The organism is Propioniciclava sp. LT432, assembly GCF_059515965.1.
Genome location: NZ_JCAKNE010000050.1, coordinates 1 through 14,741, shown reverse-complemented (window position 1 = coordinate 14,741; position 14,741 = coordinate 1). Strand labels below are relative to the sequence as shown.

17 protein-coding genes and 1 pseudogene are annotated in these 14,741 nt (G+C 66.9%); 11 read left to right on the top strand and 7 right to left on the bottom strand.

The window, feature by feature from the left end:
• Window positions 1-71: 71 nt before the first annotated feature.
• From AC5YDV_RS18895 to AC5YDV_RS18885, 3 genes are read right to left on the bottom strand one after another with little or no spacing between them, the layout of a single operon-like run.
• Window positions 72-1,844, bottom strand: coding sequence for a site-specific integrase (locus AC5YDV_RS18895; RefSeq protein WP_496183013.1), 1,773 nt, complete (start codon window positions 1,842-1,844; stop codon window positions 72-74).
• Window positions 1,841-2,170 carry a helix-turn-helix domain-containing protein gene (locus AC5YDV_RS18890; protein WP_496183014.1) on the bottom strand — a complete coding sequence of 110 codons (330 nt, stop codon included), beginning with the start codon at window positions 2,168-2,170 and terminating at the stop codon, window positions 1,841-1,843. The genes AC5YDV_RS18895 and AC5YDV_RS18890 overlap by 4 nt, the downstream gene beginning before the upstream one ends.
• A 4-nt stretch (window positions 2,171-2,174) precedes the next feature.
• Window positions 2,175-3,275, bottom strand: a complete 1,101-nt coding sequence (locus AC5YDV_RS18885; RefSeq protein WP_496183015.1) for a tyrosine-type recombinase/integrase — start codon at window positions 3,273-3,275, stop codon at window positions 2,175-2,177.
• A 197-nt stretch (window positions 3,276-3,472) separates the two neighbouring features.
• On the opposite strand from AC5YDV_RS18885, the gene AC5YDV_RS18880 reads away from it, so the two are divergent.
• From AC5YDV_RS18880 to AC5YDV_RS18855, 6 genes are read left to right on the top strand one after another with little or no spacing between them, the layout of a single operon-like run.
• Window positions 3,473-4,381 (top strand): type II secretion system F family protein, encoded by a 909-nt coding sequence (locus AC5YDV_RS18880; RefSeq protein WP_496185092.1) that lies wholly within the window; start codon window positions 3,473-3,475, stop codon window positions 4,379-4,381.
• 41 nt (window positions 4,382-4,422) lie between these two features.
• Window positions 4,423-4,632, top strand: a complete 210-nt coding sequence (locus AC5YDV_RS18875) for a hypothetical protein (protein WP_496185091.1) — start codon at window positions 4,423-4,425, stop codon at window positions 4,630-4,632.
• Complete coding sequence (locus AC5YDV_RS18870) at window positions 4,545-5,009, top strand: TadE/TadG family type IV pilus assembly protein (RefSeq protein ID WP_496192559.1); 465 nt, start codon at window positions 4,545-4,547, stop codon at window positions 5,007-5,009. The genes AC5YDV_RS18875 and AC5YDV_RS18870 overlap by 88 nt, the downstream gene beginning before the upstream one ends.
• Window positions 5,006-5,431, top strand: a complete 426-nt coding sequence (locus tag AC5YDV_RS18865) for a TadE/TadG family type IV pilus assembly protein (protein ID WP_496185089.1) — start codon at window positions 5,006-5,008, stop codon at window positions 5,429-5,431. Before AC5YDV_RS18870 ends, AC5YDV_RS18865 begins: the two co-directional genes overlap by 4 nt.
• 6 nt (window positions 5,432-5,437) lie before the next feature.
• Window positions 5,438-5,869 carry a TadE/TadG family type IV pilus assembly protein gene (locus AC5YDV_RS18860; RefSeq protein WP_496185088.1) on the top strand — a complete coding sequence of 144 codons (432 nt, stop codon included), beginning with the start codon at window positions 5,438-5,440 and terminating at the stop codon, window positions 5,867-5,869.
• Window positions 5,866-8,946: a LysM peptidoglycan-binding domain-containing protein gene (locus AC5YDV_RS18855; RefSeq protein ID WP_496185087.1), complete on the top strand. Its 3,081-nt coding sequence runs from the start codon at window positions 5,866-5,868 to the stop codon at window positions 8,944-8,946. Before AC5YDV_RS18860 ends, AC5YDV_RS18855 begins: the two co-directional genes overlap by 4 nt.
• A 192-nt stretch (window positions 8,947-9,138) precedes the next feature.
• Here the strand turns inward: AC5YDV_RS18855 and AC5YDV_RS18850 are convergent, their stop codons facing one another.
• On the bottom strand, window positions 9,139-9,783 hold the full coding sequence (locus tag AC5YDV_RS18850) for a hypothetical protein (RefSeq protein WP_496185086.1): 645 nt from the start codon (window positions 9,781-9,783) through the stop codon (window positions 9,139-9,141).
• 141 nt (window positions 9,784-9,924) lie between these two features.
• On the opposite strand from AC5YDV_RS18850, the gene AC5YDV_RS18845 reads away from it, so the two are divergent.
• The 5 genes from AC5YDV_RS18845 (at window position 9,925) to AC5YDV_RS18825 (ending at window position 12,976) form a co-directional block, all read left to right on the top strand.
• Entirely contained in the window at window positions 9,925-10,221 is a 297-nt protein-coding gene (locus AC5YDV_RS18845) for a hypothetical protein (RefSeq protein WP_496185085.1), read from the top strand.
• Window positions 10,222-10,361: 140 nt separating this feature from the next.
• Window positions 10,362-11,291 (top strand): OST-HTH/LOTUS domain-containing protein, encoded by a 930-nt coding sequence (locus AC5YDV_RS18840; RefSeq protein ID WP_496185084.1) that lies wholly within the window; start codon window positions 10,362-10,364, stop codon window positions 11,289-11,291.
• Between the two features lie 148 nt (window positions 11,292-11,439).
• Window positions 11,440-12,300: a tyrosine-type recombinase/integrase gene (locus AC5YDV_RS18835; RefSeq protein ID WP_496185083.1), complete on the top strand. Its 861-nt coding sequence runs from the start codon at window positions 11,440-11,442 to the stop codon at window positions 12,298-12,300.
• A 48-nt stretch (window positions 12,301-12,348) separates the two neighbouring features.
• Window positions 12,349-12,645, top strand: a complete 297-nt coding sequence (locus tag AC5YDV_RS18830) for a nucleotidyltransferase family protein (RefSeq protein WP_496185082.1) — start codon at window positions 12,349-12,351, stop codon at window positions 12,643-12,645.
• Window positions 12,632-12,976: a HepT-like ribonuclease domain-containing protein gene (locus tag AC5YDV_RS18825; RefSeq protein WP_496185081.1), complete on the top strand. Its 345-nt coding sequence runs from the start codon at window positions 12,632-12,634 to the stop codon at window positions 12,974-12,976. Before AC5YDV_RS18830 ends, AC5YDV_RS18825 begins: the two co-directional genes overlap by 14 nt.
• A gap of 153 nt (window positions 12,977-13,129) precedes the next feature.
• Here AC5YDV_RS18825 and AC5YDV_RS18820 read toward each other — a convergent pair whose 3' ends face one another.
• From AC5YDV_RS18820 to AC5YDV_RS18810, 3 genes and pseudogenes are all read right to left on the bottom strand, one after another.
• The gene (locus AC5YDV_RS18820) at window positions 13,130-13,348 is read right to left on the bottom strand and encodes a hypothetical protein (protein ID WP_496185080.1); all 219 of its coding nucleotides are present in this window, start codon (window positions 13,346-13,348) and stop codon (window positions 13,130-13,132) included.
• A 451-nt stretch (window positions 13,349-13,799) separates the two neighbouring features.
• On the bottom strand, window positions 13,800-14,561 hold the full coding sequence (locus AC5YDV_RS18815; RefSeq protein WP_496185037.1) for an ATP-binding protein: 762 nt from the start codon (window positions 14,559-14,561) through the stop codon (window positions 13,800-13,802).
• Window positions 14,558-14,741, bottom strand: a pseudogene (locus AC5YDV_RS18810) (IS21 family transposase); the annotation flags it as partial. The gene AC5YDV_RS18815 and the pseudogene AC5YDV_RS18810, both read right to left, overlap by 4 nt.

The following is a 14,741-nucleotide window of genomic DNA, read 5'->3' as shown; positions in this document are numbered from 1 at the left end:
GAAAGCCATGGGTTCAGGATTACTGAAGGATCCTCCGCCTTGAACCCAAGGGTAGGTCACTGATGAGCCGCTCACGTGTTACCTGGGGTTCGGGAACTGGGGGGTACGGGTGTGTGGTCCTCAAGGTCGGGGTGGGTGAGGGTGCTCAGGTAGTGCGCGGCGGTCTCGATGGTGATGCCGAAGAAGTCGCAGAGGCGACGGTGGTCGCCGCCGGCGTTGACCTCGGCGAGGATGCGGTCCTGGCGCATTGCGCTGGGTGGGATGCCGAGCTTGTCGGTGAGCCAGGGGACCCGGACGGGTTCGAGGGTGGATGCGGACCGGCTGTGCACGAGGAAGTGCGGGTTGATGCTGCCGGGCCAGCGGTGGTGTCGGTGGAGGAGGTACCGGTCCAGCGTGGCCTTGGTGGCGTGGGCGAGCAGGATCGTGCGGTCTGGCAAGTGGATCCGGTGGTCATGGATGTCGACCAGTTGGAGGGCGCTGGCTTCGGCGGGCCGCAGCCCGTGGACGCCGATCAGCGCGGTGATCGCGGCGGTGGCTGGGTCGGGGGAGTTGAACAGGGCACCGAGCACGGCGGTATCGGTGGGCATGGGGATGCGTCGCTCGAAGTTGCCCATGTTGAGTTGGGCGGTCGGGTTGACGAAGAGCACGTGGTGTCGCTTGAGGGTGGTGAAGATCGAGCGCAGCGCGGCGCCCAGTTTGGCGCGTGGGGTGCCTTCGCCGGGCAGGGCGGCGAGGATGTGCGTCCGGCTGATTTCGCGCAGCGATTGATGGCCGGCTGCTGCCCAGGTGAGGAGCGTCGGCAGGGCCCATCGCGTGCGGAGCTTGATCGACTGGTCGTGGCGCGGTCGGCTGCGCGGCGGGGTGGTGCTGCCGTGGTGCAGCACGTTGAACCAGATCAGCAGTTCGTCGGCCATGGGGTCGGGCAGGCCTTGGAGTTGGCGTTCGAACCAGGCGTCCAGCGTCGAGGTGCGGTCGTCGATGAGCATCCCGGCGTCTTGCAGGACGAGGAGCGCGAGTCGGACCCGGAGGCGGTGTCCGATGAGGTCGAGGACGTGGCTGGCGCGGATGGGTGGGGCGGTGATCTGGTGCTTGGCCAGCAGGACCCGCAGCGTGATCCGGGTCTTGAGGGATTGCCGTTGGGTCCAGCCGTGCCGGGCGGCCATGTCGAGGGCATGGTCGTCGAGTTGGGTGGCGAATTCGTGGTTGGGTGGCTCGCCGACACCGTGGCGGCGGGCGGGATCTTCGACCGGGTGGTAGTCGAACAGGCTGGGTTGGTCGGCGTTCGTCGATGGAGGGCCGGTATCGGGTGCTTCCAGGGGTGTGCCGGGCAGCGGCAGTTGATCGCGGCGACGTCGGAAGTCACGGCGACGGTGCGGTCGGTATCCGTTGCGGTATCCGCTCATGTCGGCGAACCACAGCTGTTGTCCGCCGCGGTTGGCGGTGACCACGTCGCGGGGGAGTCCGTACTGGGCTTGGTTGTAGAGGGTCTGCATCCAGCACAGGCGGCAGGCCTGGTGCTCGTTGATGGCGAGTTCACGATGGCAGCTGATGCACACGCCCTCGACGGGATAGCGGTGACGCCAGCCGCGGCAGGCTTGGCAGGTCCATCCGCGGAGGCGGGTGACTCCCCAGGCCAGGCAGTCGCGGCAGGAGTCGGGCGGTTGGGGTGCGAAGGGATGGCATTGGCGGCACAGCCGGCCGGCCCAGTAGTCGCCGGTGGCGCCGCAGCTTCGGCAGGGAAGCGGTCGGCCGAAGCTGCCGGGTTTGCAGTCGTAGCACCAGCGACGCTTGACGTAGGCCTCGGGCTTGCGTCCGCAGCCCTCGCACGTCTTGGGGGCGGTCACGCGGGTGGCTTGCTGCGGGGACGCCCCGTTGTCGGCGCTCGCCGTCGGGCGGGTGCCGTGGGTGAGGCAGCTGCCACGGCCTTGACGGCTTGTTGCCGGGCGGTCACTGCGTCGGGTTCGCACACGAGGATGTCGGTCGGCTGGCAGCCGAGCACGAAGCAGATCACATCGAGGTCATCGAGCCGGATGGTGGTGGGTGTTCCAGCCCATAGCCCGGACATCTTCCCGGCACTGATGTCGAGGCCGGCCTCGGCCAGCCGTCGGCGTAGTTCGGTGGATTTCCAGATGCCGGCCTCGGCGGCCTTCATCCGCAGGTTCCAGCGCATGGGTTCATACCTCCTTGTGGGGTGCGGGGTGGGTGATTCGATCCAGGGTCCGCTGGTTGGCGGCCGCCCAGGACGCTTCGATGTGGGTGGAGTGGACGTGGATGTACTGGGTTGTGGTGGACAGCCAGCTGTGACCCATCAACTCCTGGATGGCCTTGAGTGTCATGCCCTGCTGGTACAGGTGCGATGCGCAGTAGTGCCGCAGGACGTGGGGGGTGAGCCGTCGGCTCCAGTCCGGCAGCCACCGTTCCACGGCGTCGGCCAGTCCGGTGCGGAGTGCTTCGGTGCCGAGCCGGGTGCAGTGGCCACTGAGCCGGTCGCGTCGTTCGCTGGGCAGCAGCGGGGCGGCAGGGTCGTCGTAGTCGTCGCCGAACTGGTGGCGCACGTCGGTCAGCCACCACTCCAACAGTGCGTCGACGTCGTCGATTGCTGGCACGATTCGTACTTTGGCGCCTCGGCCCCGGCTGCCCTTGCCGTGGCGGACGTGCAGCTTGCCGTGGGGACCAAGCTCGGGATGCCAATCGGCGACGTCCAGCATGACCGTCTCGTTGATCCGCAGACCGAGCCGTCGCCACAGGGACGCGGCCAGATAGTCCCGGGCCGCTGGAAGGTACTTCCGGCTGTCGGGCAGCGCATCGCGCCACCCGTCGAACAAGGCACGGATCTCGTCTGTCCGCGGGGGAACCCTGGTCGCGGTGGCGGCGGCGATCGCCCTGGGCCGGTTGAACTCGTCGATGGGCTGGACGACGACCTGCCCGAACAGGGCATGGATGTCGCCCTGGTACCGAACGATGACGAAGTCGTAGAACTTGGCCAGCGTGCCCGCTCGAGCGGCGACGGTCGACTTGGCGAGCCCGCGCTGGGTTCGTGCCGCACGAAGGTACCTGTCGGCGTCCTCTACCTGCGCGGTCCACAGCGGACGACCCAGGAACCGTGTGAAGTCGAAGATCGCCCCGCGTTCGGCGGCGGCCGTCCCATCGGTGAGCCCGGCAGCACTGAGGGCCAGCGAGTACTGGTCGATGAGTTCCTGCTCGAACTCCTCGGCGTCGATCCGGCTACGCGAACTGCGCGCCGACTCGACCGACCGCACTACCGCGAGCGCCATACCCCAACCTCACAAACCTCAACGAGTTGTCGAGAACTTAGCATGAACGTCAGGAATCATGACGCACGGTCAGGATGGCGTGTCGGATCCCCCTCCCGTCATCAGTCCAAGTCACCGGCCCACCACACCACACGGTCCCTCGCGGAACTGAATGGTGTTGAAACACGCACCACCCAACCCGAGGCGGGGGTCGGCTCATGATCCCCACCAGCCTCCAGCTCCTGATCCTGTCCGGACTGCTGGCCGGGAGCGGGCTAGCCCTGTTCGCGACTCGCCTGGTGCCGGCCCAACCAGACCTGGCCAGCGCCTTGGACCGGCTCGCACCCTCGGTGCGTCCCCGCAACGCCGTCGAGGCCGACACGACGCCCACCAACCTGGCCGGAAAGATGGGGGTTCGCGCGATGCGCTGGCTGCCCTCGGGTGTGTGGGGGCCGGTTCCGATCCGGGAGCTGCGTCTGCTGCGACGGCCGGTGGCCGTGTTCTATGGCCAGAAGCTCCTCTACTCCCTCGCGGCCCTCGCGATCGTGCCCGTGCTGGGCTGGCTGTTGTCGCTCTCCCTGCCCATACCGTGGCCCATCTCAGCAGCCGCCGGTGTGGTTGGTGCGATCGGCATGTGGTTCGCCCCGAACTACGACGTACGCGTCGAAGCCAAGGCGGCCAGAGCCGAGTTCACCCGCTCGCTGGGCTCCTACGTCGACCTTGTCGCCCTCGAACGCAACGCCGGCGCCGGCTCACGCCAAGCACTGGAGAACGCCGCCGAGATCGGCGACTCGTGGGTCTTCCAACGCCTCCGCGAAGAGCTGGGCCGCTCCCGCTGGTCCGGCCAAGCACCGTGGGACGCCCTCACCAGCCTGGCTGATGAACTAGGCCTGCCCGACCTGGCGGACCTGGCCGACATCATGCGGCTGTCCGGGGAAGAGGGCGCTCAGGTGTACGCCACCCTGCGCGCCCGCTCCACCGCCCTCCGCTCGGCCTTGCTGGCGGTCGAGACCACCAAGGCCAACGAGGTCAACGAACGCATCGCCATCCCCGGAAACCTGCTCGCGATGATCTTCATCGCCATCATGCTCGGCCCGGCCATCTTCCGGCTCTTCTTCCCCACCTGACCTGTCACCACCACTCAACCCCCACCCGAAAGGAAACCCTGATGAACACCCTCACCACCGCCGTGGTCACCCGCATCCTCATCGCACGCGCCACCGCCGACGACTGGCTCACCACTCCGCCTCGACGCGGGGAACGGGGCTCGGCCAGCACCGACTTCGCCCTGTGGGCTGCCGCGGTCGTCGCGATCGCGGCCATCGTGATCTTCGCGATCACCGCCTTCGTCCAGACCCAGGTGGCCAAACTCCAGTGACCAGACCCCGACGCCGCGACGAGCGCGGGTCAGCCACGATCGACATGGCGATCTGGCTGCCCGTGCTCTTCGGCGTGGTCTTCATCACCATGCAGGCCGGCCTCTACCACTACGGACGCTCCGCAGCTTTGGCCATCGCCACCGCCGGCGCCCGCGCCGGAGCCGTCGAACACGGCAGCACTACCTCTTGCCAGCAGGCCGCCCACGCCCTCCTGACCCAGACCGGCGACTCCCTATCCGGTGTCGCCATCCACTGCGACCGCAGCACCAACACGATCACCGTGACCGTGACCGGCACCACCTTGTCCGTCATCCCCCTGGTCGTCCCAGCCACCAGCCAGACCGTCACCCTGCCCGTGGAAAGACTCACCCGATGAACCCGCCAAAGATGGGGGAGCGCGGCAACGCCAGCATCGAGGTCGCCATGGGCGTCCCCGCCATCGTGCTGTTCCTGGCCCTGGTCATCCTCGGCGGCCGCCTCGCCCTGGCCCAACAAGCCGTCCAAGCAGCAGCCGCCGACGCAGCCCGCACCGCCTCAATCGCCCGCACCCCAACCGACGCACGCACCCAAGCCCAACAGGCCGCCAACCAGACACTGGCAAACCAAGGCGTCCACTGCACGGCCACCACCATCAACATCGACACCAGCCAGCTCACCCGAACCCCCGGCACCCCCGCCAACGTGACCGCCACCATCGGATGCCGCATCACCGCCACCGACCTGGGCCTACCCGGCCCAGCCTCGTTCGACGTGAAAGCCCACCAGACCAGCAGCATCGACACCTACCGAGGACGGTGACCCCAGATGACCGCCATCCACCCCCACCCCAAGGACCAGCGAGGATCAGCCACCATCTGGATGGCCCTCACCGTGGTGGCGTTCATGCTCATCGTCGGACTCGCCGTCGACCTCGGCGGACGTCTCCACGCCCTGCAGCGCGTCAACGACATCGCCGCCGAAGCCGCCCGCACCGGCGCCCAACACCCCACCACTGGCCAAACCATGCGCGGCCAAACCCCCACCCTCGACCCAGCCCAAGCCACAGCCGCCGCCCTCGCACACATCCGCGCCAGCGGCCACACCGGCACCGCCACCATCCGAACAGGCACCCTCCACGTCACCGTGACCGGCAGCTACCAGCCGATCTTCCTCACCAGCATCGGCATCGGACCGCTGAGCGTCACCGGCACCGGCGAAGCCCGCCTCGTCCGCGCCCAGAACGGAACCGAACGATGAACCGCCTCAAGGGCCTCGCCGCCACCCTACTCATCGGCGCCATCCTCATCGGACTCCCCGCACTCCTCCTCGCCCTCGGCCTCCCCACCCTCTTCACCCGTCACACCAATCTCCTCGATGTGCTGCTGCGACCCGACGACGGCACCCTGTTCCTCGCCATCCTCTGGATCCTCGGATGGCTCGTCTGGGCCTACCTCGCAGCAACCGTCACCGCAGAGGTCATCGGCACCCTCAGACACGCTCGACCCCGCCACCTACCCGGACTGCCACACGGGTGGGCCCACCACCTCGTCGCCACCGCAGCCCTGCTCTTCGTAGCCACCAGCAGCCTCACCCCGCCCCCCGCCCAAGCCACACCCGCACCAGCGGGCACCACCGCTCAACCCGCCAGCGAGGCACCGTCGCCGCCCGTGGCGCCCGATGCGGTCAGCGCGCTGGCCACTTCGAACTACGTCGTGCAGCCGGGGGACACCCTGTGGCGCATCGCGCAGCAGCAGCTCGGGGCAGGGGAGCGGTACCCGGAGATCGTCGCCCTCAACCAACAACTCCTGGGCGGGAAGCCGGACTTCCTCCGCGTCGGCTGGGCCCTCACCCTTCCCATCGCCGAGACCCCGCAGCCAACCCAAGTGGTCGTCCAACGCGGCGACACCCTCACCAAGATCGCCGCGCGCCGCCTCGGCGACCCCACCCGCTGGCCCGAGATCTACCAAGCATCGACCCATCTCGAACAACCTGACGGGCGCTGCCTCACCGACCCTGACCAGATCGACATCGGCTGGACCCTCAACCTCCCCACCAACCTCAAGACGACGGCCAGCGACCCCGCCCCGGTACCAGCACCCGCTCCCGAAGCCGCGCCGGCTGCGAACACACAGGAACCAACATCCGCACCGACTGAGGCCGCTGAGACGACCGCCGAGAACGTCGAACCGGCCGCCAACTCCGACGTGACCATCCCACAGGCCGCAGACGAGAGCGTGGATGAGGATGATCAGGATGGTCCGGTTGCGTCCTGGGTTGTCGCCGGCCTTGCCGGGGGCGGACTGCTCTGCGGCTCACTGGCCATCGGCTTGCGGAAACGTCGGGCGATCCAAGCCCAACACCGGCGTCCGGGTAGGGCCATCCAACCCACGCCCGCGGCTGTGGCTCCCATCGAGAAGACGATCACGGCGCGCCCTCAGGCCCGCATCGACGTCGAGGAACTCGACGCTCTCCTGTGGTGGACCGCCCACCACCTGACCAGCGCTAACCAGCCCGTCCCTGGGGTGATCGCCGTGTCGATCTCCGCCACCGAGATCCAACTGCATCTCAGCGGCCATCAGCCCGCGCCTGCCCCCTGGCAGAACACGCCCGAAGGCGACGTCTGGCTACTGGAGCGAAACCAGAAGCCCCTTATCGGCCCCGATCGAACCGGTGCACCCGCATGGCCCCAGCTGACCACCATCGGAATCAGCGACGACGGCACCACCTGGTTGCTCAATCTCGAGACCGCCGGCGTCCTCACCCTCACCGGCGACCCCACCAACACCAACGACCTCCTACGCCACATCGTCGCCGAACTCACCCTCAACCCCTGGGCCCGCGACGTCCGCATCGACTGCCTCAACACCTGCCCAGAACTGGTGGACCTCGACCCCACCAAGATCCGACACCACACCACCGCGGACGTCGTACGCAGCACCACGGAAGACGCGATCAACACGCGCACCCTCCTCGCGGAGACAGACGCCCACACGTTGGCTGAAGCGCGCGCCAGCAACGCCGGCTACGGCCTATGGCCAAGCCGCGCCCTCATCATCGGCTCCACACCGCCCACCGTGCAGGTCGACCACCTGATCGGCGACATCCTCAGCGGACCGGATCGTCAGACGGGCGTCAGCCTTCTTCTCACTCAGCCCAACGCTGAGTCACAGGGCGTGGAACTCCACCTCACCAGCGGTGGGAGGGTGCGCGTCCCATCTCTGGACTGGGACCTCATCGCCGTCGGCCTCACCAGCGACGAAGCCCAAGGCTGCGTCGCCCTCATCGCGGCGGCCGACAACCTCGACGACACGCCCATCCCCGCCGCCACCCCCGACACCGACGCCACAGGGAACCTGACCGGCAGCAGCCAAAGGCGTGAGTTGAGTGGAGCGAACCCCGGCTCCCTCCTCCCCGAGCCAGACGACGTCTACCTCACTCACACAGCCACCACCAGAGAGGACCTGCAGACACTCGCGCCAGCCGTACCCCTCACAGTCGCCGACCGACTCGGAGAGGCCGACCCCACCCTCGACCACGACCTCGTCGAATGGCAGGCCGGCCAAGGTCCACGCCCCCGCCTCTCCGTCCTCGGCCCCATCTACGCGCGCGTCGGCACCGGCGGCAACCCACTCGCAGCCGCCAAACGGCGAGCCTTCTACACCGAACTCCTCGCCTACCTCTGGTCCCAACCCCACGGCGCAACCACCGCCCAGGTCACCGACGCCCTCAACATCACCGAAGAGCGCGCTCGCCGCGACCTCAGCAAACTGCGCGAATGGCTCGGGACCAACCCAGCCACCGGCCAACCCCACCTACCCCAAGCGCGCAAGAGCCAAACCGGACGACTCCTCGGCATCGGCATCTACGAAGTCAACGACCTCCTCGTCGACGCCGACCTCTTCAAACGCCTCCGAACCCGCGCCCTCATCGCCGGCGAAGCCGGAATCGCCGATCTCGACACAGCCCTCACCCTCGTCCAAGGCACCCCCTTCACCGACATCCGCCCAACCGGTGGTGCCTGGCTCATCGACACAGGACTGCCACAGCACCTCACCTGCGCCATCGTCGACACCGCACACCTCATCACCACGCACGCTCTCGCCAGTAGCGACACCAACAAGGCCCTATGGGCAGCCAGCATCGCCAATCAAGCAGCCCCTCACGAGATCACCCCCCAACTAGACCTAGCGGCCACCGCTGAAGCGCTCGGCCAACGCGCGCAAGCACAACACCTCGTCAAGCAAGCGCTCAATCCCGACCCAGACGAAGCGCCCATCGAGCACAGCCGACGAACAGAAGAAGTCCTCACCAACAGGCACTGGAAGAGTGCCTAGACAACTCCGCAAAGCACCCCAAGGAGGTCGCGTCGCACGGCGCCCTCACCCCGAAGGTCATGACCTCGCTCTCATGCCCAGAGTCGGTCGTGTGTTGACGCCCAGGGTCGTGATCTCGCTCAACTGCCGAGAGTCGAGCGTGTTTGCCGTCGCACTTCCGACTGGTGGATGGGGCCCGTGCATGCGGGCCGCTCAGCGTTCTGTCTTTCGGTCAATGAAGGCGGCACCAAAGCAGTTGGCGAGGAACTTGCCCGCAATCTCAGCGCGCGCCCGCCCTGCACGTGTCACAGCGAACGTTAGGCCGGGTGCAACCGGCGTCTGCATTCCATGAAAGATCAACGCCAAACGCCGCACCGGGACAGCGAAGTCGAATCCGCCACCGATCAAGTCGTACTCCCGCTCGACCTCAACGAGCTCAACGGAGGTGATGACCTGCCCGTCTCCCCCAGGAGTGGCATCGCCGGCCACCTCGCCGAACCAAAACCCTGAGGAAGGCTTGTCAACAACAATCCCGGCTGCGCTCACCACCGCTGAGATCGACCGCCGGATAGAGCTAATGGTCCCAATCGATATCCCGGCCATGAACAACCCGAACGTTGCCATGAGCACCCCGCCCAGGGCGTCGAGCGGCTCGTCGGTAGGTACCAGCGGTGCGACCGCGAACAGCAGCCCTCCCACACCCAGAACAGCCAGGACCACAACGTGAATGCGGAGCACCCAGGGCAGGGTGCCAGCAAGACGAAGCGGCAAATCCCCCTTGGTCCAACCACGGCGAGCGCGGCGCGGCCAAAACAGACGCAAACCCGCCTTCATTGACTGCTCCCTGCCGTTGGCCACGGCAGCCGATACTATCGCCTTGCCGTCGCCCTCAGGGCCGGGGGACACTGGTGCTGCCCTCACGATCCATCCTGTCTGCCGCGTTCACGCTGCTCGGGGAGCAGTGCCAGAATCTGCGGCATGGCAAGGTGGCTCCGGAAGATGGACAAGGTGATCCGTGCACGTTACGACGAGGTGATCGATATCTATGGATGGCTGGGCGACTTCACCGTCCGGCTCGATCCCGACCATGACGAAGACCTCCAAGGTGACCTCCTCTACGTCGACAGCATGGTGGCCGGCTGGATCTCAGAAGGCCAGTTCGAGAACCCGCGTGTAGCCGAGCTAGTGCTGGATTCGATCGCGGCAGCAGAGGCGAATCGTGCCTCACATCCAACGCCGCCGGCGGACGAGCTCTGGCGCCGTATGCAGCGATTGCGCGAACTGGCCAGTTCGTAACTCACTGTCAGCCGCACTGTGCGCGAGGGTAGCCTGTCGGCTCGGGTACCCGCGGCGCACACCCTGTCTTGCCGCAAATGGCGAGCCAACCCGAGCCCCCGGGTCGGCCGGCGAGAGAGGCTCCATTTCAGACTGCTGCCATGGGTGGTGATGCCGTGTCCATGTGGTCCGCCCCAACGCGGGGTGAGGACTTGGCCGCCCTCCAGGGCCTGGTGCAGCAGAAGCTCGGCCGGTGTCTGATCCGGCTACAGCAATACGAGCTACTCATCAAGGACTTTGTGGCTCGCGCACGCTTGGAGGGCCCGGCGAACTCGATCCTAAAGATCCAGGAAGCCAGAGCTGCAACCGTTGCACAACAGACGCTGGGGCAGGTTGTGGGCGCGCTTCTCGGCACCGTCTTCGTCGAGCCTGCTTGGGACGAGGATGGGTTCCCTCCGACAGCCGCCCCGTCCGATGAGGGTGTCTGGATCAACTCGGGGTTCACTGTGTCTGTCTCCGACGAGGAGTTTGCGGCTGTGAAAGCCCGCATGGCCGACCTGGTGGCCCTTCGGAACGAGCTGGTGCACGGGTTCGTCGCGCAGCATGACCTTCAGTCTGAGGCCGGGTGCCGCACGGCGGCGGCCGCCCTTGACGACTCCCACGAGGTAATTGACAGGCACGTGCACGAACTCCGGGACTGGTACCAGGGAATGCTCGATCTGACCCAAGCGACTGGAGAAATGCTGACCAACCCGGATTTCCACGACCACTTCTTCCCGGACATGCTCCCCGATGACTTCGCAGTCGCCGGGTCAGGATCGACGATTGTTGAGCTTCTCCGCCGCGCTGAGGCGGAACTCTCCCGAGACGGCTGGACTCTGCTCGACGATGCCGTTGCTTTCGTCCGAAGAATCTCGCCTGAACACACCCCTCGAGGCCACGGCTGTTCCACCTGGCGTCAGGTGCTCCACGAAGCGCGTCCAATCTTCGATGTGAAGCGCGACGCAGCCGATCCCAAGCGACCCGGCAGAACGTGGTATCGGACCAGGCCACCCCAAGCGATCGAGCCGATTCCCGACATTGAGGCTTGATCCACTCGGACCACTGCCCGCATCTGCCGCTCCTGGGGCGTCGTTCGTGCCGCTGGCGCGTGGCTGCTGGTCGGTTGCAGCATCGGGTATGACCAGTCTCGAGCCTGTCCTGTTTCCCGTTCTCATTGACGCTGCCACTGATCCTTTGGTGAAGGCGGTCGCTGCCTATCTGGCCCGGTATCGGGGGCAGACCCTGGTGCACACCGAGTCGGACCTGCGCGCGTTCCTGGTGTGGTGCCGGGAGCGGGGTGTCGAGCCGTTGAAGGCGCAGCGCGCCCAGAACGAGTTGTATGTCCGCTGGATGCAGGAAGTGCGCCATTTCCAACCGTCCACGGTCAGCCGGCGTGTGTCGGTCGTGGTCGGCTTCTACCGCACGTGCGTCATCGACCAGGTCCTGCCGCAGTCCCCAGCTGACTACGTGCGACGACCGAACGTGCCACCTGAGTCACCCACGCTCGGCCTGTCGCACCTGCAGTTCGAAGCCCTGCTCAGCGCGGCGCGCACGTCGACGAACACCAACGACTTCGCCTTGGTGACCATGCTGGGGCTGCTCGGCTTGCGGATCTTCGAAGCGTGCGGCGCCAACATCACCGACCTCGGTGAGGAACACGGGCATCGCGTCCTGAAGGTCCGCGGGAAGGGCGGCAAGGTCGTCCTCACCCCCCTGCCACCCGCCGTCCAGCGGGCGATCGAACGCGCTGTCGGCGGTCGCGCGGACGGCCCCGTCCTGCGCACGATCCGCGGGACCCGCATGGACCGGCATGCCGCGACCCGCCGGTTGAAGCAGCTCGCCGACCAGGCCGGCGTGCGGCTACCCAGGATGCACCCCCACATGCTGAGGCACACGTTCGTGACGACCATGCTGGATGCCGGCGTCGACCTCCGCGACGTGCAGATCGCGGCCCGGCACGCCGACCCGCGAACCACGATGCGCTACGACCGAGCCCGCAAGAACCTCGACCGTCACCCGAACTACATCCTCGCCGCCTACATGGCCTCCGGCACCTGACCCCGGGGAGGGTCGCCGGATTGTCGCGTGCTCTCCTAGACTGCAGGCATGCTGTCGCCGGAAATTGACGTGGAGCGTTTGGGTGCGGTGTGCCAGCGCTACGGCATCATCCGTCTGGAGATCTTCGGATCCATGGCCCGCGGCACCGATCACTCTGACAGCGACATCGACCTGTTGTACACGTTGGCTCCCGGCGCTCGCCTGGGCTGGGAAGTCGAGGACCTCACCTCGGAGTTGGAGGCCGTCCTCGGTCGCCGGGTCGACCTCGTTTCTCGGCGCGCGTTGCACGCTCGGCTGCAGGACCAGGTGTTGCGGGAAGCGCAGCCGTTCTATGCCGCGGCGTGAGCTCCTGCTGATCGGCGAGATGATCGATGCCGCCGAAGAAGCACAGCGTCTGGTGGTGGGCCGTGACGTCGACGACATCCAAGCGGACCGACAGGTTCGCGATGCGCTGTTGTGGAACTTCACTGTCTTGGGCGAGGCCGCCGCGCAACTGCCGGATGAATTCAAGATGACATACCCAAGCGTGAACTGGGCCAGGCCCAGCCAACTACGGAACCGAATCGTGCACGGCTATTGGTCTGTCGACCTCGAAATCCTGCACACGACTGCCAAGCATGACCTCCCTGCCTTCACGGCCGAACTCAAGGCAGTCTCGGCCGCCCTCGAGCCGTAGCGGGCCTCACCGTCGGCACACCGCACCTGAACGGCCTCACCCACCACCGTGGCGGAGGAAGAACGCGCACATCTGCCGCACTGTGCGCGAGGGTAGCCTGTCGGCTCCGGTACCCGTGGCGCACACCCGCTCTTGCCGCCAGTGGCGTGCTGTTCACCGCTTGCGGTAGAAGCGTCTTCCGGTCAGGTTGGTTACCGCCTCGTCCAACTCGTCGGGCGTCGGGGGGTTGTTTCGCCACATGGCAACGGTCTTGAGGTCCAGCTTCGCAGCCATCTTGCTGTTCAGCCCGAAGTACTGGTCCTGCTTGAGTGTCACCGGGTCTGGCATGCGAAGGCCGGTGTGGTGTGTGCCCGTGGGAACCAGCAGCTTCACCTTGAGTTGCTCGAGATTCCTAACCTGCCGGAGATCTATCTCCGTCAGGCCACGGGTGTTGCAGCGGAGGACCTGCTGTATCAGATCGCCGAGTCGCCAGTTGGTCCACGTGCGTTCACCCCGCGCCTCAGCATCTCGTGCGCCATCGGACTTGTTATGTGGCGTTCGTTTGGTTGGAGGCCGGGGGGTGAGGGGCATGAGGCATTATCCGCCCGGCGGCGCTGGCAACGTGCCGGAGGCGATCAACCCCTCGGGAGAATTCGGGTTCGCCGTCAGCCATGGCGCCGTCCCACTGCAGCACCACCCCCCAGAGCGCGGGACGGAGAGAGGTGCGCATCGAGCGGGTGAGTATTTGACCGGTTGAGCGCCGTTGGTTATCGAGGTTCGGCACCGGCGATATTGGGTCAGCGCCGCTTGGTGGTGTCGGTGAGCGCCGTCGTGGTGGTGGCGCTCACCGACGTTGGGTCAGGCCGTGTTGGCGGTGTGTTCGCGCATGTTGGTGCCGCCGGTTTCCATCCAGATGGTGTTGTGCACGATGCGGTCCATGATGGCGTCGGCGTGGACGCCGGAGCCGAGGCGTTGGTGCCAGTCCTTCTTCGGGTACTGGGTGCAGAACACGGTTGAGGTGGTGTCGTAGCGGCGTTCGAGGAGTTCCAGGAGCATGCCTGCGGACGTGATCGTCGGGCGGGTCGAGGAGCCACTCGTCGATCACCAGCAGGGTGAACGCCGCGTACTTGCGGAGCCACTTCTCCTTCCCTGCGGGCCGGTCACGGGCCGCGGCCCAGGACTCCTCGAGGTCGGGCATGCGGATGTAGTGGGCCCGGTAGCGGTGCTGGCAGGCCTGCTTGGCCAACGCGGAGCCGAGGTAGGACTTCCCGGATCCGGTGAAGCCTTGGAACACGACGTTCTGCTGCCTGGCGATGAACGCGCACGTGCCCAACTGCGCGATCACCCCGCGGTCGAGGCCGCGTTGTTCGAGCAGGTCGAGCCGGCGCAGGTCGGCGTTCGGGTAGCGCAGCCCTGCCCGTCGGATCAGGCCCTCGACCTTGCTGTGGGTGAAGGTGGCGTGGGCCTCGTCGACGGCGAGCTTGACGCGTTCTTCGAACACCATGCCCAGAGTGAGGGTGTCGTCCTGGGTTTCGAGGGCGTCGACCAGGCAGGTGGCTCCCATCTCGCGGAGCTTCCGTTTGGTTTCGGTGTCGAGGCGGGTCATCGGGCTCCTCCGGCGTAGTAGTCGGCGCCCCGTACGTAGCCGCTCGGCTCGCCGGCCTGCGGCCCGGGTCTGGGTGGTGTCGGGCCGGTCGTGTCCTGGCCGGTCTGGAGGATCGGTCGCAGGTGCGCATAACGGGGCGAACGGACCCGGACCAACGCGAGCCGGCAGGCCTCCTCCACC